Below are 16,702 nucleotides of genomic sequence, written 5' to 3' on the forward strand. Positions count from 1 at the left end.
GAGGTATCCAATGAACAAGGCAGAGCTCATCGATGAGCTGACAGCAAAGCTCGACACGGATCGAAAGACCGCGACCCAGGCGGTCGAGCAGATGGTCGACTCCATCGTGCGTGCGGTCAACAAGGGTGAAAGTGTCACCATCACCGGATTCGGTGTCTTCGAGAAGCGTCGTCGCGCACCGCGCGTCGCACGCAACCCGCGGACGGGCGAGACGGTGAAGGTGCGCGCTACGTCCGTGCCCGCGTTCCGTCCCGGCGCTCAGTTCAAGGCAGTCGTCTCGGGCAAGCAGAAGCTCGCCTCGTCCGGCCCGGCAGTGAAGCGTGGCAGCGGCGCCACCACCACGGCGGCCAAGAAGACGACTCCGGCCAAGAAGACCACGGCCGCGAAGAAGACGACTCCGGCCAAGAAGACCACGGCCGCCAAGAAGACCACGACCCCGGCCAAGAAGACCACGGCCGCCAAGAAGACCACGACCCCGGCCAAGAAGACCACGGCCGCGAAGAAGACGACTCCGGCCAAGAAGACCACGGCCGCCAAGAAGACCACGACTCCGGCCAAGAAGACCACGGCCGCCAAGAAGTCGACCGGCACCGCGGCCAAGAAGACCACGGCGAAGAAGACGACGGCAGCCAAGAAGTCGACCCGTCGCTGAGGGTCCACAGCGACCGACGCTTCGATCACCTCACCCCCGATGGTCTTCCCCCGTCGGGGGTGAGCTGTATCCGGCGCGATTCACTCCCTGTCGTGCTGTGGCAGCGGGCTGTCGATGTGGTCGGCCGCGACGAGCTTGCCCTGGTGTGTCGGAATGACCCATACGCTCGCTTTGCGGTTACGCGCGGGTGGTAGGGACACACCGTCCTGTGTGGCCCACCATTCGAGTAGCGGTGGAATCACCTTGCCCTGACTACACACTGCGCGTACCACAGCGCCTGAATCCGCTGCCAGGGCGACGATCCGCCGTTGTGCGGCGACAGGATCGTCGCGATACATCTCTTCGGAGAGTGTCGGCTCCGTGATGATCGGCACGCCGAGGGCCTCCGCGGTCGGGGCCACCGTCTGCTCGCAGCGAGTCCGGTCTGCGCTGTGGACCTCGTTGGCGCCGAAAGCCGGAAGCATGACCGCGAGCGCGTGGGCCTGCGCGTGGCCTTCGGCGTCGAGCGGTCGCAACCGGTCGTCGCCGCGGTAGCGTGATCGACTGCCGGCCTTGGCGTGCCGCACCAGAAGTAGAGTGTCGAGATCGGCTGGGAGTCTGGTGAATTCGCGTAGAACCCGCCGGTCCTGTGAATAGCTCAGGAGTCGGTCCGCTGCCTCGACACCCAGCCACTCCATGGTGTCGACCTCATGGTTCTCGACGAACTCACCGTCGGCTGCCTGTGCGGACCAGTACCGCACGCGCTTGCGTCCGCTGGAGATGTCGTATGCGACGTCGCGGAGATGTCTACCCAGCCGCACGCGGTAACCGGTCTCCTCACCGATCTCACGTGCCGCCGTCATCACGAGCGTCTCGTCGGCTTCGAGCTTGCCCTTGGGCAGCGTCCAGTCGTCGTAGCGGGGTCGATGGATCACACCGATCTCGACACCGTCGTTGTCCCGCGGCCTCCACAGCACACCGCCCGCGGCCCAGATCGTCTTGTGTGTCTTGGACATCGACTGTGAGCTTAGTGGTGGAAGGTTACGAAACGGGTGCGTTCACGGCGCCCACAACCAGCTGATGACATTCGGCGATACGCCCGCGGGTCACATGCCCGCATCGCGCTGCCGCGTGCGACGCATCATCTGGCGCTGGTGATCGCGCACCTCTTCACCCGCTGCCGGAGAGGCAACCCAGCTTCCGTCCGGTTGCAGCACCCAGCACCTGGTGCGTGGGTCGAGGGCCGAGTCGAAGATGTCGCCGAGCTCTGCGGTCAGTCGATCGTCGCGCACCTGCACCATCACCTCGATGCGTCGATCGAGATTGCGGTGCATCATGTCGGCGCTACCGATCCAGTACTCGTCCTGCGCACCGAAGTGGAATATGCGCGAGTGCTCGAGGAACTGGCCGAGGATCGACCGGACATGGATGTTGTCGCTGACACCGGGCATGCCCGGACGCAACGCACAGATCCCTCGTACGACGATCTCGACCGGCACGCCCGCCTGAGACGCGCGATAGAGGGCGTCGATCACCTGCTCGTCGACAAGTGCGTTGGCCTTCAGACGAACCCGAGCATTCGGGTCGCCGTCGCGCTTGAGCTCGATCTCGCGGTTGATGCGCTCGATGATGCCGGAGCGGATGCCCGTGGGGGCCACCAGGATGTTGCGGTACTCACGCTTGCGGGAGTACCCGGTCAGTGTGTTGAACAGATCTGTCAGATCGGCACCGATGTCGGGTGCGGCAGTGAGCAATCCGACGTCTTCGTAGAGCCGGGCGGTCTTCGGGTTGTAGTTGCCGGTCCCGATGTGGCAGTAGCGTCTGATCGACGACCCTTCACGACGGACCACGAGGCATGTCTTGCAATGTGTCTTGAGTCCGACGAGACCGTAGACGACGTGCACGCCCGCCTGCTCGAGCTGACGCGCCCACTTGATGTTGGCCTGCTCGTCGAACCTCGCCTTGATCTCGACGAGTGCGACGACCTGCTTGCCAGCCTCGGCGGCATCGATGAGGGCGTTGACGATCGGGGAGTCGCCCGACGTGCGATAGAGGGTCTGCTTGATCGCGAGCACCTGCGGGTCGGCGGCGGCCTGCTCGATGAAACGCTGGACACTCGTCGAGAACGAGTCGTACGGATGGTGCACGAGCACATCGCCCTCGCGCAGCGTCGAGAACACGCTTTTCGGGGTCTCGCGTTCGCCGAATGCGGGGTGCGTTGCGGGGATGAATGGTCGGTCTTTGAGTTGAGGGCGGTCGAGGGAACCGATCTCGAACAGAGAAGACAGATCGAGCAGCCCCGGAACCTGGATCACGTCAGCGGGATTGACGTCGAGTTCGCGCAGCAGCAGTTCGAGCATGTGCTCGGTCATGTCGTCGGCGACCTCGAGACGCACCGGTGACCCGAAACGGCGACGCGCGAGTTCGCGTTCGAGCGCCTGCAACAGATCCTCGTCGCGATCCTCCTCGACCTCGAAATCCGCGTTGCGCGTGATACGGAACGCATGGTGTTCGACGATCTCCATGCCGGGGAACAGGTGTCCGAGGTTGGCGGCGATCAGGGTTTCCATCGGCAGGAAGATCGCTGTGCGGTGTCCCTTGTCGTCGGTCTCGCCTGTCGGGGGCATGAGCTGATCGACGCGCACGAAACGATTCACGTTGTCGGGCACCTTGACCCGGGCGAAGTGCTCGCCACCCTCGCCGGCATCACGCACGGTGACCGCGAGATTGAGGCTCAGTCCGCTGATGTACGGGAACGGGTGCGCCGGGTCGACGGCGAGCGGCGTCAGTACCGGGAAGACGTCCTCGTGGAAGTACTCGACCATCCGGGTCTTCTGGGCGTCGTTGAGATCCGACCACCCGACGACGTAGATTCCGTTGTCCGCCAACGCCGGACGTACTGAATCAAGGAATACCCTGGCGTGTCGATCTGCGAGGGTCTGGGTGCGGCCCGCGATACGCAGCAACTGCTCCCGCGGAGACAAACCGTCGGCAGACCGTACCGAGAGTCCGGTCTCGTCGCGTCGCTTCAGTCCTGCAACGCGGACCATGAAGAACTCGTCGAGGTTCGACGCGAAGATGGCAAGGAACTTGGCCCGCTCGAGAAGCGGGATCGACGTGTCCTCGGCGAGCGAGAGCACACGCGAATTGAAGTCGAGCCAACTCAGTTCTCGATTGAGATACCGGTCCTCGGGAAGATCGGCGGATTCGCCCGGTTCGAGAGTTGCCGCGGGCGGCGCACCGGGAATCGCACTGATCGGCTGCGTGGTGACCTTGGTGGTCGCAGTGTCGTCGGCTGTGCTCACGGTTCAATCATGACGCATCCGACTGATCGCCGACACCGCTGGCCGTCGAGTGGGAGGTCAGAGATCTCCGAGTACCGACAGCGTGCGATCGCCGACGCCGAGTCGGATGGCCGCGGTGAGATCACTCACGGTGTCGACGTCGGTTCGTATGTCCGGCCACAGGTGATGATCGGGGTCGAGTTCGGCGATCCCCGCTGCGCGGTGCGCCGCAGCTGAATCGGGGCCGAAACACGGCGCATCGCTGTTCGATGCTCTGCGCAGGAGAAGCGACGTCCCGGTTCCGGCGCGGTCGGTGACCATCGACTCGCCCTGTGCCGCGGCAGCGGAGACGATCTGACGAAGGCTCTGTGGCTCGGCAGCCGGCAGATCGGCCTGGATCATCAGAATCCACCGGCGATCCGGCCACAGCCGACGAGCAGTTGACGCCCCGAGTGCGTACGCGGCGTTCAGGCCGCCGGTGCCATCGGTGGATTCGGACACCACCTGCGCGGCCAGGCCGTACGCGGTCGCGCGAACCCTGTCGTCCGGAGTCACGACGACGACGTCTCCCACGCCTGCGTCGTGCAGCGCACCGATCGTGTCGGCGAGCATGGCGAGCACGAATGCACCCGGGTCGGCCTTGAGGCGGTCCCGTTGAACAGGGGAGAGGACGCCTGCCGCATCGTGTACCGCGGCGTGCGGTGGGGAGTCCACGTGCACCGCAAGGTCGTCGGGCTCGTCGTGCAACGTGGCGACGAGCCGCGACTTGGCGTCGCCGAGATGCTTGACAGCGAGGACGGCAGCCATGTTGTCGAGAACGTAGTGGCCGGCCGCGTCGGAAGCGTGCTCGATGTCGTTCGCGGGCGCAGCGGCGTCGGCGGGCACACGCCGTCGCTCACCGGACTGACCGCGTAGACACGAGAGGGTCATCTACACATGATGACCCATGGGCGTGCGCGAGGTGATCGCGCCGCATGATCGCGAATCGGTCGGGCGGGCATCGTCGGCGGTCTACCCTGAGTCGAAGCGACGTCTGGTGATGAGGAGAGTTGTGCGGACGGTAGTGATGGGCGCCGGTTCATGGGGCACGGCGACGGCAAAGGTACTCAGCGACGCGGGAACCGACACCACGTTGTGGTGCCGACGAAGTGAGCTCGCCGAACGGATCAACGCATCACATACGAATGCCGACTATCTGGCCGGTATCACCTTGCCGTCGAATCTCACCGCGTCGAGCGACGTGGCCGAAGTCCTGACCGACGCCGAGCTCGTCGTGTGTGCGGTGCCCGCACAATCGCTGCGGGACAATCTCGCCGACTGGCGGCCGTACCTGCGTGACGACGCCACCCTCGTCTCGCTCGCCAAGGGGATCGAGACGTCGACACTCATGCGGATGAGTGAGGTGATCGCAGAGGTCGCCGAGATCCCGTCCCAACAGATCGCGGTGCTCACCGGGCCCAACCTCGCGCGCGAGGTCGCCGAGGGACAGCCCGCGGCGACGGTGATCGCATGCACGGACATCGCGCGTGCCGAACAACTCCAGCAGACCTTCAACACCGGCTACTTCCGGCCGTACACCAACACCGATGTGATCGGTTGTGAGATCGGTGGCGCGGTCAAGAACGTCATCGCGCTCGCCTGCGGCATGGCCAGCGGTGTGGGATTCGGGCAGAACACACTCGCGACCATCATCACGCGGGGACTCGCCGAGACCATCCGGCTGTCGAGTGCTGTCGGCGGGCAGATCGAGACTCTCGCCGGTCTCGCGGGCATCGGGGACCTCGTCGCAACGTGCTCGTCACCGCTGTCGCGCAATCGCACCTTCGGTGCACACCTCGGACAGGGCGCGACGATGGAGGAAGCGCAGGAGGCCGCTTCCGGCCAGGTCGCCGAAGGCGTGAAGTCGTGCATGTCGGTCACTGCTCTTGCCGAGAAGTATCAGGTCTCCATGCCGCTGACCGATGCGGTGAACAACGTCTGTCATGCGGGAATGCCTGTGGCAGAGGCGGTCAGTTCGCTACTCGGACGCAAGACCAAGCCGGAGTTCCACCGCGGCGAGGTCTGATCCATCCGACGCCGCGCGGTGCAGACAACCGCTGTCGCAGAATGTCGCCGGGTCGTGATGGCGCCGGGTCGCGCCGCCGGTGGAAAGCGATTGCCGCTCAGCCGAAGTCGAGTGGGCCCCTGGGCAAGGTGCGTTCGATGGTGGCCGACACGTCGGTGATCGGCCCGTTGCCTGCGTTCACCGGAACCCAGAGCGCGACGTACGGACGATGATCGACACACACGAATGCCTGTCCGGATCCCTCGATCGAATCGGTGATGAACCATTGCACGGGATTGACCACCTGCAGGTTGCTGGTAGGAGAGAGTTCCGACGGGCGTGAGACGCCACATCGCACGATCACAGGGTCGCCCTCCGTGGTCGAGCGCCACGTGGCCTGGGTGCCCGACACCTCCTTGTCGCCGTATCCCTCGAAGGTCTGCGGGAGCGCAGCGAGGAACCTCGGGCATTCGGCAGGCGTCGACGAGTCCGCGGCGTAGGACTCGACGGGCGTCGAATCGGTCTGCTCGGGACGCAACGCCGCGAAAACGATGAAGCCGACGATCACCATGACGGGAATCGTCACCAGTGTCGCGATCAGTGCTGGATTCAGCCGCGGGCCGGAGCCGCCGTAGCGCGCATGGGAGGCATCGTCGGGATCGGAGGTGACCCCCGCATCCGACTCGAGATCAGCACCGGGCTCGGGGTCGGCACCGGGCTCGAGGTCGGCGTCGGGTGCGCGATGCTCGCCGCTGTCGTCGGGATCGTCGGGTCCGGAGGAAGTCACGACGACAACCCTAGGACATCACCTCGGCGACAAAACATCACCTCGGAGCCGATCTACGACGCCACCGCAGTGACCAGTGTCAGCGTGCGGCGTTCACCACCGGGCAGGTCAACGTGCGGGTGATTCCGTCGACCTTCTGGATCTGTGGCACGACATCGTCGGTCAGGTGGCCGGCATCGGTGGCTTCGACCCGCACGATCACGTCGTAGGGCCCGCTGACCTCCTCGGACGAGGCGACCCCGGAGATCTCTGCGATCGTCGCAGCCGCCAGTGCAGCTCGTCCGACCTCCGTCTGGATCAGTATGTATGCCTGAACCACGGCCATCCTCTCGTATCCACTGTGCCGTCGGCCCCGGGCTCGGGGAGCGGCGAAACGACGCCACGACGAGCGCCGCGGACATCTGGCCCCCGGTCTCCCGGAAGCCTCTTCACGCGCCGAACCGCCACGCGAAGTCAATACACTGTGGAGATATTGTCACCACAACCCCGCGAGAGCGCGAACCGAAACCAATAACCGTTGAGCCGACGAGGAGTTGACTGTGGCAGGTGGCGACGAGAACGCCACGACATCCGAACCAGCGTTCACCGTCGACACGACGGTCGGTGACCTCGGCGAGCGGGCCCTCATCTCGGTGTTCACCTCCGCAGCATCAACGGGTACCGATCGCGACATCGTCATCGGATCGGGCGACGACGCCGCCGTTTTCGATGCCGGTGGTCCCACCGTGATCAGCACCGACACCGCCGTCGAACGCCGCCACTTCCGCTTCGACTGGTCGACGCCCGACCAGATCGGCGAACGCGCCGTGATCCAGAGTGCTGCCGACATCGCGGCCATGGGAGCGCGAACCGTCGGAGTCGTCGTATCCATCGCATGCCCCGTGACGACACGAGCGTCGACGGTGTCGGGAATCAACGACGGCGTCGTCGCGGCGACGCACCGCCTCGGCGGACGTGTACTCGGTGGTGATCTCGTCGCCGCCGACCAGGTGGTCCTGACCGTCACCTCGGTGGGCGCACTCGACGGCCTCGCTCCCGTCGCACTGACCGGCGCACAGGTCGGCGACGTGTTGGCCGTCAGCGGACCCCTCGGCGGGGCAGCAGCCGGACTCGCGGTCCTACTCGCCGCAGAATCGACAACAGAGCACGGTGCCCGATTGCGTGCAGAGCACGGTGCCCGATTGCGTGCAGAGCACGGTGCCGTCGTGGATGCCTACCGCCTGCCGACTCCCGACCTGTCGGCCGGGGCGCAGGCTGCGCGTGCCGGCGCGCACGCCATGACAGACGTCTCGGACGGCCTCATCGAGGAACTCACCACCATGTCGCAGGCGTCGAAAGTCGCGCTGGCAGTCGACGGTTCGCGAGTGCCTCGAACAGCGGCGACGACCCGCGCAGCAGATGCGCTCGGCGAGGACGCCGACATCTGGGCTCTCACCGGTGGCGAGGACCACCAGTTGCTCGCCGCCTTCGCGCCAGCCGATGTTCCGCAGGGCTGGACGGTGATCGGGAGCGTCGAAGCCCGCACGGCCGAGCGCGCGGAGGTGTCCGTCGACGGCGCCGATACGCGCGGACTGCGTGGGTGGCAGTCCTTCGGACGCCAGTAGACGGCCGCCGCGAGCTCGATGATTAGATCGACTCATGGCCATCTACGCGCTCGACGACCGCGAACCCGTCCTCGGCGAGGACGTGTACATCCACCCGGACGCAACGGTGATCGGTGCGGTCACGCTCGCCGACGGAGCCTCCGTGTGGCCCGGAGCAGTGCTGCGCGGCGACTACGGGACCATCACCATCGGGTCGCGCACCAACATTCAGGACGGGACGGTCATCCACTGCACACCCATTCATCCGACCGTCATCGGTGCCGGTTGCGTTGTCGGCCACAATGCGCACATCGAGGGGGCGACGATTGGTGACAACTGTCTGATCGCGTCGGGATCGGTCGTTCTCAACGGCTCGTCGATCGGTGACGGTGCGGTCGTCGGGGCGGGCGCTGTTGTGCCGTTCGGATTCTCGGTGCCCTCGCGGGCGATGGCGCTCGGCGTTCCCGCCCGTGTCCGGGAGGGCTTCGAGGTGGCCGCCGATCATGTCGACATGAACGTCGAAATGTACTACCAGAATGCCCTGCACTACCGATCGAAGCTCAGGAGACTCGACTGATCATGGCCGCACAACCGTTGAGCGAACTCGTCGACCCGGGCTGGGCACAGGCGCTCGCGCCGGTCGAAGACGTCATCGCGCAGATGGGCCAGTTCCTCCGTGAGGAGAACGCCGCCGGTCGCGGTTATCTCCCGGCGGGACGAAACGTGTTGCGCGCGTTCACGCAACCGTTCGACGACGTCCGCGTCCTCATCGTCGGGCAGGATCCCTATCCGACGCCCGGACACGCAGTGGGGCTGAGTTTCTCTGTGGCAGCCGATGTGTCGCCCATTCCGCGGTCCCTGGCCAACATCTATACCGAGTACTGTGCCGACCTCGGCTATCCCAAGCCCGCCAACGGCGATCTGACCCCGTGGGCGACATCGGGTGTGCTGTTGCTCAACAGAGTGCTGACCGTCGCACCCGGACAGCCCGCGTCGCACCGTCGTAAGGGCTGGGAAACGGTGACAGAGTGTGCGATCAAGGCACTTGTGTCCCGGGACGAACCGCTCGTGGCGATTCTGTGGGGGCGCGACGCAGCAGACCTACAGCAGTGGATGCCCGACGTCCCCGCGATCGTGTCGCCGCATCCGTCTCCATTGTCGGCGAGTCGGGGATTCTTCGGCTCGCGTCCGTTCAGTCGTGCCAACAGCGAACTCGAGGATCTCGGGGGCGAACCGGTCGATTGGCGCCTGCCCTCCTGACGCCGACGTCGAGAGCACGGATCTGGGAGTCCGCGCTCAGCGGACGAACCGCCGGTGCTCGGCACCGGTGCGCTCCTGCCAGCCCGCACGCTCGAGTTCCGGAACGTCGTCGTCATCGATCGGGTACCCGAGGCACAGGTACGCCGTGAGCCTCCAAGAGCCGGGGACCTCGAGATCGTCTGCCACGGAGCCTGCATCGAGGATCGACACCCACCCCACGCCCACGCTGCGCGCACGGGCCGCGAGCCACAGCGTCGCGACGGCTGTGACCGTCGAATAGTCGAGCGTCTCGGGCATGCTCCGGTTGCCGAGTCCATGACCTTGGTCGCTTCCATGGTCGGTGAAGACGGCGAGTTGGACCGGGGCGTCGTCGAGTCCGGAGAGTTTGAGGCGTGCGTACGACCGTGCGCGTTCGCCCGAATAGCCCTCGAGCGCCTCCGCGTTGCACGTCGAGAAGTTGCCGCGGACCCGGGCGCGCGCCTCGGGTGAGTCGACGCGCACCCACCGCCACGGCTGACTGTTGCCCACCGACGGCGCGAGTTCGGCCCGCGCGATCAACTCGTCGAGCAGGTGCGGAGCAAGCGGATCGGTTCGGAAATGTCGGACGTCACGGCGCCACACCAGCAATGTGTCGAGCTCGGCGACGAACGAGTCGTCGAATCCCGTCACTGATCGCGTGCGGTCGCGAAGTCGGGAGCGCGTTTCCCGACGAAAGCGTCGACGCCCTCGATCCCTTCCCGCGTGCCGCTGTTCGTCGAGATCGCATGCGCTTCGGCGGCGAGTTGATCTCGCAGCGTCGCGGTGGCCGACCGGGACAGCAGCGACCGGGTCGCCGACAGACCAGCACGCGGGCCCGCAGCCAGGGTGCGGGCGATCTGTGTGGCTGTGGCCTCGACCTCTGCATCGTCATCGACAAGACGCGAGAGAATGCCCCACGCGAGTGCCTCGTCGGCGTTGACAACGCGGTCCGTGAGGATGATGTCACGTGCTCGGGCTGCGCCGACGGCGCGCGGCAACGTCCAGGTCATGCCGCCGTCGGGGGAGAGGCCGATTCCGGTGTAGGCCGGCCGCAGCTTGGTCGAGGGCCCGCCGACCGCGATGTCGGCGTGCAGCACGACGCTCAGTCCGGCTCCGGCGGCCCATCCCCGCACACCGGCGACGACGGGACGGTCAGCGTCGAGGAGTGCGGTGACGAAATCATGGAAGGAGTCGGCGAGAGCCCTGATGAAGGTGGGTCGGTGCTGTGCCGACGCGAAATCGCGGACATTGCCGCCGGCACAGAAATTACGACCGGCGCCGAGTATCAGAATCGCACCGATCTCGCGTTCGCCGCGCGCGATCTCGCGGAGCGCTGCGGTTGCGAGAGTCAGGGCGGAGCCGTCGAGCGCTGATCCCTTGTCGGGATCGGAGATACGGAGAACCAGGACGTCTCCGTCCTGTGTCACAGGCGAGTCTGCGGGGAAGGTTGTGGTCGAGGTCATGCCCGACACCCTAACCCGCAGATGCAGACAACCCGACCCCGGGGCCGAGCGTTCGCTCGGTCGGGGTCGGGTTGTCTGATTTCTCGCTGTCAGGCGAGAGTGGTCTTACCGGCCTTCAGGCAGGAGGTGCAGACGTTCTTGCGCTTGCGGTTGCCCGGGGCCACCTCGACGCGAACCGACTGGATGTTGGGATTCCAGCGGCGATTGGTACGGCGGTGCGAGTGCGAAACGGACTTGCCGAAGCCCGGACCCTTGCCGCAGACGTCACAGACGGCAGCCATTGTCGAACTCCCTTGATAGATGGAATGGTCTTTGCGGTTACGCCAGCCCCTGCTCGCGGAAAGCACATCGGCGTCCACAGCGGCGGCAAGGCAACCCTGCAAGGATAACCGGGCCGGTGCGTCAGCGCCAAATCCTCGCCGGAGATGCGCGGATCGGTGGCAGGTGCGAGTGCACGACTCACGCCGAGAGTCCCCGTGTCGGGCGCTCCGAGTAATCTCTCACACATCCTGGGCAACGGGTGTCGTGGGACGTGACAGTCCCGCGAACGCCGCTGGGCGCGCGCAGCGTGTGTTCCCCGGCGAGGAAGGAGGACGCATGTCGACCGACGGCGGTCTCATCCGCGTGATGAATCCGCAGGTTCTTCGCGACTGGGCCCAAGAATGTGTGGTCCGCCTCGATGAACTGCGCGGCGAGATCAACGATCTCAATGTTTTCCCCATCCCGGATTCCGACACCGGCAGCAACATGCTGTTCACCATGCGGTGTGCCGCCGACGCCGCGCGGGAACTGCCCGCCGACGCCGACGCCGCCGCGGTGACGCGCGCGATGGCCGAGGGAGCCGTGGCGAACGCACGCGGCAACTCCGGGGTCATCATGTCGCAGATTCTGGTCGGCCTCGCTGACGCGGTGGAGATCGCGGCGCCCGATGGTCTGCTTACGTTCTCCCAACTCGCCGTCTCCGGTCTGCGACAGGGATCGCTGGCGGCCACGCGGGCAGTGAGTGACCCGCGAGAGGGCACGGTCCTCACCCTGATTGCGATCGCCGCGGAGTCGGCGGCCCGTCACGCCGACGAGCGTGCGCCCGACCAGGCGCGGGCGATTGCCGACGACGTGGCAGACGGATTGGAACGCACACCCGAACAGTTACCCGAGTTGGCGTCGGCAGGAGTGGTCGACGCGGGCGGGCGTGGGTTCCTCGCGATCCTCGACGCGATGGTCGGTGTGCTGACCGGGGTCACGCAGCGACGTCGGCGCTACCGCGGAATCCTCACCGGCGGGGGTCAGCCCGGCCACCCCGTAAACGAGACGTGCGACGGCCCCGGCGACATGGACTTCGAGGTGATGTACCTACTCACCGGTGCCGCGGGTGAGAGTATCGCGGCGCTGCGCAGCCGACTCGACGAACTCGGCGACGCCGTCGTGATCGTCGGCGACAGCTCCGCCTCCGGCGAGCGCTTCTCGGTACACGTCCACACCTGCGAGCCGGGAGCGGCGGTCGAGGCCGCGATCGGGCTCGGTCAGGTATCCGACATCCGGATCTCCTGCTTCGCACTCGATGCTATTCGTGCGCAAGCCGATTCGATGGAGCCGCCACCTCGGCACCGACGCGCCGTCGTCGCCGTCGTGCGCGGCGACGGTGCGGCCGAACTGTTTTCCGACGCCGGTGCCGCGGTGGTGCGTGCCGACGAGGGGGTGACGCCCGAGGCGCTCGCCGCGGCGATCCGCGCCACCGACTCGGCGCACGTCGTGGTCATGGCCAACGGCTCGTTGACATCTCAGGACCTCGTCAGCGTCGCCACGGAGGTCCGGTCGGCGCAACGATCGGTGATCTCGCTGCCGACGTCGTCGATGGCCCAGTGCCTGGCAGCCTTGGCGGTCCACGATCCCGCGGAGTCCGCCGACGCCGATGCCTACGCGATGGCGGAGGCGGCGGCGGGGGCGCGCTGGGGGTCGCTGCTGCTGGCCGACGAGCGGATGATCACGTTGGCCGGCACATGCGATGTCGGAGATGTGCTGGGACTCATCGGTTCCGATGTGCTTGTGATCGCCCAGGATCAGACCGCGGCTGCGGTGTCGCTGGTCGATCTGATGCTGGCGACCGGCGGTGAGATGGTCACGGTACTGGCGGGATCGGAGGTCGACCGAGCGGCGCTGACCGCGCTGGAGGCACAGATCCGGAGGGCCTATCCCGGCGTCGAACTCGCTGTCTACGAGACCGGACAACACGACGATCTGATGCAGGTGGGTATCGAGTAGTGGTCGTCGCATCCGACTCGCTGACCGACGTGTTGAGCCCCGCGAGGGCGACGGGCCTTGCCTCGCTGGGGCTTTCGACGGTCGGCGAACTCCTGCGCTACGCGCCTCGTCGTTACCTCGTGCACGGGCAGTCGTCGGAGGAGCAGGCACTCAACGACGGTGAGTGGATCACCGTCGTCGGGCGCATCACACGCGCCGACCTGATCCGCATGAAGAAGCGCAACGGGCAGTTCCTCAAGGTCACCGTCGACGACGGCAGTCGTACATACGAGGTCAGCTTCTTCAACCCGCGCTTCATCAAGAACGCGCTCAGACCGGGAACGCGCCTCATGGTGGCCGGCACCGTCAAGTTCTTCCGCAATCAGCCGCAGCTGTCGCATCCCGAGTGGATGGTGCTGCCCGACGGCGACGTCGAACTCGATCGGGTCGTCGGATCCGCCATGCTCGCCGAGATGTACCAGGCCGAGGCGGAGATCACCGGTGAGCAGCGCAGCCCGGGTGCGCACTCTGCCGACCTCGCGGCCGCGTTCGAGAGAGCGATCGTGCCGCTCTATCCCGCCAACCGCGAGATCCAGACGTGGGACATCTGGGCGTCGGTCCGACAGGTTCTCGACGACGTGGAGTCGTTCGTCGATCCGCTGTCCGAGGACGAGCGCGTCGCGCGTGGACTGATGCCGCTCGACACCGCGATCCGCGCGATCCACCTGCCGGAGTCCGACGACGAGATCGCCGCCGCGAACCGGCGCCTGAAGTTCGACGAGGCGCTGGCGATACAGACGGTTCTCGCGCAACGGCGCCTCGCCGGGCGGGCGGAGGCCGCACCCGCATGTCCGCATGTGGAGGGCGGACTGGAAGACAGGCTGCGCCAACGGCTTCCGTTCACACTCACTGATGGCCAACAACTCGTGCTCGCGGAGATCGCAGACGATCTCGGGCGAGCCACCCCGATGAGCAGACTGCTGCAGGGTGAGGTCGGCTCGGGTAAGACGCTCGTGTCGCTGCTGGCGATGCTGCGCGTCGTCGACAACGGGCATCAGTGCGCGATCCTCGCCCCGACGGAAGTTCTCGCCGCGCAGCACCTCCGCACCATCACGTCGATGCTCGGCGATCTGGGCATGGCGGGCGAACTCGGTGCCGCCGACCGTGCGACGAGCGTGGTGTTGCTGACCGGCTCGATGAAGACCAAGGGCAAACGGCAAACGCTCCTCGACGTCGTGACCGGCCAGGCGGGCATCGTGGTCGGCACGCACGCGCTGCTCGAGGAGAAGGTCGAGTTCTTCGACCTGGGCATGGTCGTCGTCGACGAACAGCACAGATTCGGGGTGGAGCAACGGGATGTGCTGCGCGGGCGTGGTCGTGACCACCTCATGCCGCACTTTCTGGTGATGACTGCCACGCCCATACCGCGGACGGTGGCCATGACGGCCTTCGGCGATCTCGACACCTCTGTTCTCGCCGAGCTGCCCAGGGGACGTCAGCCGATCACCACAACCGTCGTGCCGACCGGGAAACCGCAGTGGATCGAGCGTGCGTGGGGTCGCGCAGCGGAAGAGATCGAGGCGGGTCGTCAGGTCTACATCGTCTGCTCACGCATCGGCGACGTCGAGCCGGTCGGGGCTAAGAGCGCGTCCCGGAAGGGCGACGCCGACGACGAGGCGATCGCACAACAGCAGACGACATCGGTGCTCGACCTCTACGACGAACTGCTTGCCGGGCCACTCGGCGACCACCGCATCGCGATCCTGCACGGCGGGCTTCCGGCGGACGAGAAGAACGAGGTGATGGATGCGTTCGGGCGCGGCGAGATCGACGCCATCGTGTCGACGACCGTGATCGAGGTCGGCGTCGACGTCCCGAACGCCTCGATGATGATCATCGTCGACGCCGAGCGATTCGGTGTGAGTCAGCTCCACCAGCTTCGCGGTCGTGTCGGCCGTGGCGGCCATCCCGGTCTGTGTCTGCTGATGACGTCGGCGAAGCCGGTCTCGCAGGCGATGGAGCGCCTGCGAGCGGTCGAGGCGTCGACGGACGGTTTCGAACTCGCGCGCGTCGACCTGGTGCAGCGCCGCGAGGGCGATCTGCTCGGCTCGCTGCAGTCGGGAGGGGTGTCGTCACTGCGTCATCTCTCGCTACTCGACGACGTCGACGTGATCGCCGATGCCCGCGAACTCGCCGAGTCCGTTGTGGCATCCGACCTCCCACTGGCCGATCACCGACCACTCGCCGACCTCGTCGACTCGATCCTCGTGCCGAACAAGGTCCGCTACCTCGACAAGTCCTGACCCGGGCTCGGCTGCGCACCTCCGAACCGCCAAACGCCGCCCGCACCCGCAAACGCTGCTCGAACCCGCAAACGCGGCTGGTGTACCGACCGCGTCCACCGGATCGAGCCGCGTCTGCGACGACCCGTCAGATAGGGGAACCGCCGACGGCCCCGCAGCGTCGAAGATGGCGTGAATCCTGTTGTCGCGGTGCCGCTGTACCGACTGCGAATGCGCTATCGGCACGCCCGGCGAGACGCGCAGTGGCCGGCGCGTCGGTGGGCCATCACCGCGGGGTGCGTACTGACCGCCGTCGTCGTGGCCGCCGGTGTGTACCGGGACCTACCGCGCACCCGCGTGGGGCAGTGGCATCCGGGTGCCCAGCAGGCATTGCACGCACTCGCCTCGGTGACGATCGTCGCAGCACGGTCCGGGAGAGATGACTACGAACGGTCGGCGTTCGGGCCGCCGTGGACGGACGACACCGGTGTCGTCGGGGGCGGAAATGGTTGCGACACCAGAAATGACGTCCTCGCGCGTGATCTCGGCGACGTTCGTGTCGGTCCGGTCACCTCGTGTCCGCGTGCGGTGCTCGCCGGCGAATTGCGCAGCCCGTACACCGGCGAAACGGTGGTCTTCCGGCGTGACCGCAACGCAACCGCGGTGCAGATCGACCACATCGTGCCGCTCGCTTTCGCCTGGGACATGGGTGCGTTCGGATGGTCGGCCGCGCGTCGCGCCGATCTCGCCAACGATCCGGCCAATCTCGTCGCTGTCGACGCGGCGTCGAATCAGGACAAGAGCGACAGCGAACCCGGCCGCTGGTTGCCACCCAACAAAGGCTTCCACTGCCAGTACGCGATCGAGTTCGTCGTCGTCACACGCGCATACGGACTGATGATCGACGCCGCCTCGCGCGAGGTGCTCGCCCGCGTGTTGCGCCGGTGCTGACCACCACGACCGCTCGACAGGCGGCTTGGGCGGGCGTGACGCTGCGACGTAGTCTGGAGAGGATGTCCGCAGCTGCGGCGTCGGCCGACCCGGCTGTCGTCGTCCGAGTGGTCCCGCCACGGCTCACGATGCGATCGTCTGCCGTGTACGCGAAACAGAGG

16 protein-coding genes are annotated in these 16,702 nt (G+C 66.5%); 8 read left to right on the forward strand and 8 right to left on the reverse strand.

Features of this window, described 5'->3' with window-relative positions; genetic code table 11:
• The first annotated feature begins 10 nt into the window (after positions 1-10).
• Entirely contained in the window at positions 11-652 is a 642-nt protein-coding gene (locus tag GOOTI_RS12570) for an HU family DNA-binding protein (protein WP_007238971.1), read from the forward strand.
• Between the two features lie 80 nt (positions 653-732).
• Here GOOTI_RS12570 and GOOTI_RS12575 read toward each other — a convergent pair whose 3' ends face one another.
• The 3 genes from GOOTI_RS12575 to cofC form a co-directional block, all read right to left on the reverse strand.
• Positions 733-1,647 carry an NUDIX hydrolase gene (locus GOOTI_RS12575; RefSeq protein ID WP_007238972.1) on the reverse strand — a complete coding sequence of 305 codons (915 nt, stop codon included), beginning with the start codon at positions 1,645-1,647 and terminating at the stop codon, positions 733-735.
• Positions 1,648-1,737: 90 nt separating this feature from the next.
• On the reverse strand, positions 1,738-3,936 hold the full coding sequence (locus tag GOOTI_RS12580; RefSeq protein ID WP_007238973.1) for an RNA degradosome polyphosphate kinase: 2,199 nt from the start codon (positions 3,934-3,936) through the stop codon (positions 1,738-1,740).
• A gap of 57 nt (positions 3,937-3,993) precedes the next feature.
• Positions 3,994-4,845 carry a 2-phospho-L-lactate guanylyltransferase gene (cofC, locus tag GOOTI_RS12585; protein WP_007238974.1) on the reverse strand — a complete coding sequence of 284 codons (852 nt, stop codon included), beginning with the start codon at positions 4,843-4,845 and terminating at the stop codon, positions 3,994-3,996.
• A gap of 121 nt (positions 4,846-4,966) precedes the next feature.
• Here cofC and GOOTI_RS12590 point away from each other — a divergent pair, with 121 nt between their 5' ends.
• On the forward strand, positions 4,967-5,980 hold the full coding sequence (locus GOOTI_RS12590; RefSeq protein ID WP_007238975.1) for an NAD(P)H-dependent glycerol-3-phosphate dehydrogenase: 1,014 nt from the start codon (positions 4,967-4,969) through the stop codon (positions 5,978-5,980).
• 97 nt (positions 5,981-6,077) lie between these two features.
• Here GOOTI_RS12590 and GOOTI_RS12595 read toward each other — a convergent pair whose 3' ends face one another.
• Positions 6,078-6,746 (reverse strand): DUF3515 domain-containing protein, encoded by a 669-nt coding sequence (locus tag GOOTI_RS12595; protein ID WP_007238976.1) that lies wholly within the window; start codon positions 6,744-6,746, stop codon positions 6,078-6,080.
• 79 nt (positions 6,747-6,825) lie between these two features.
• The gene (locus GOOTI_RS12600; RefSeq protein ID WP_007238977.1) at positions 6,826-7,071 is read right to left on the reverse strand and encodes an Lrp/AsnC ligand binding domain-containing protein; all 246 of its coding nucleotides are present in this window, start codon (positions 7,069-7,071) and stop codon (positions 6,826-6,828) included.
• A gap of 214 nt (positions 7,072-7,285) precedes the next feature.
• Here GOOTI_RS12600 and thiL point away from each other — a divergent pair, with 214 nt between their 5' ends.
• From thiL to GOOTI_RS12615, 3 genes are read left to right on the forward strand one after another with little or no spacing between them, the layout of a single operon-like run.
• Positions 7,286-8,350: a thiamine-phosphate kinase gene (thiL, locus tag GOOTI_RS12605; protein ID WP_007238978.1), complete on the forward strand. Its 1,065-nt coding sequence runs from the start codon at positions 7,286-7,288 to the stop codon at positions 8,348-8,350.
• Positions 8,351-8,384: 34 nt separating this feature from the next.
• Positions 8,385-8,906, forward strand: a complete 522-nt coding sequence (locus GOOTI_RS12610; protein ID WP_007238979.1) for a gamma carbonic anhydrase family protein — start codon at positions 8,385-8,387, stop codon at positions 8,904-8,906.
• A 2-nt stretch (positions 8,907-8,908) separates the two neighbouring features.
• Positions 8,909-9,589, forward strand: coding sequence for a uracil-DNA glycosylase (locus GOOTI_RS12615; protein ID WP_007238980.1), 681 nt, complete (start codon positions 8,909-8,911; stop codon positions 9,587-9,589).
• Positions 9,590-9,625: 36 nt separating this feature from the next.
• On the opposite strand, the gene bluB is transcribed toward GOOTI_RS12615, so the two are convergent.
• The 3 genes from bluB to rpmB all read right to left on the reverse strand — a co-directional run bounded on the left by bluB (position 9,626) and on the right by rpmB (position 11,351).
• A complete protein-coding gene (gene bluB, locus GOOTI_RS12620; protein ID WP_007238981.1) occupies positions 9,626-10,258 on the reverse strand; it encodes a 5,6-dimethylbenzimidazole synthase in 633 nt (210 codons plus the stop codon).
• Entirely contained in the window at positions 10,255-11,070 is an 816-nt protein-coding gene (locus tag GOOTI_RS12625; RefSeq protein WP_007238982.1) for an enoyl-CoA hydratase/isomerase family protein, read from the reverse strand. The genes bluB and GOOTI_RS12625 overlap by 4 nt, the downstream gene beginning before the upstream one ends.
• Positions 11,071-11,159: 89 nt before the next feature.
• Positions 11,160-11,351 carry a 50S ribosomal protein L28 gene (rpmB, locus tag GOOTI_RS12630; protein ID WP_005180428.1) on the reverse strand — a complete coding sequence of 64 codons (192 nt, stop codon included), beginning with the start codon at positions 11,349-11,351 and terminating at the stop codon, positions 11,160-11,162.
• 316 nt (positions 11,352-11,667) lie between these two features.
• On the opposite strand from rpmB, the gene fakA reads away from it, so the two are divergent.
• The 3 genes from fakA to GOOTI_RS12645 all read left to right on the forward strand — a co-directional run bounded on the left by fakA (position 11,668) and on the right by GOOTI_RS12645 (position 16,541).
• Positions 11,668-13,329 (forward strand): DAK2 domain-containing protein, encoded by a 1,662-nt coding sequence (fakA, locus tag GOOTI_RS12635; RefSeq protein ID WP_007238983.1) that lies wholly within the window; start codon positions 11,668-11,670, stop codon positions 13,327-13,329.
• Positions 13,329-15,611: an ATP-dependent DNA helicase RecG gene (gene recG / locus GOOTI_RS12640; protein WP_007238984.1), complete on the forward strand. Its 2,283-nt coding sequence runs from the start codon at positions 13,329-13,331 to the stop codon at positions 15,609-15,611. The genes fakA and recG overlap by 1 nt, the downstream gene beginning before the upstream one ends.
• A gap of 171 nt (positions 15,612-15,782) precedes the next feature.
• On the forward strand, positions 15,783-16,541 hold the full coding sequence (locus GOOTI_RS12645) for an HNH endonuclease family protein (RefSeq protein WP_007238985.1): 759 nt from the start codon (positions 15,783-15,785) through the stop codon (positions 16,539-16,541).
• The last annotated feature ends 161 nt before the right edge of the window (positions 16,542-16,702 follow it).

The organism is Gordonia otitidis NBRC 100426 (genome assembly GCF_000248075.1).
Lineage (GTDB): Bacteria > Actinomycetota > Actinomycetes > Mycobacteriales > Mycobacteriaceae > Gordonia > Gordonia otitidis.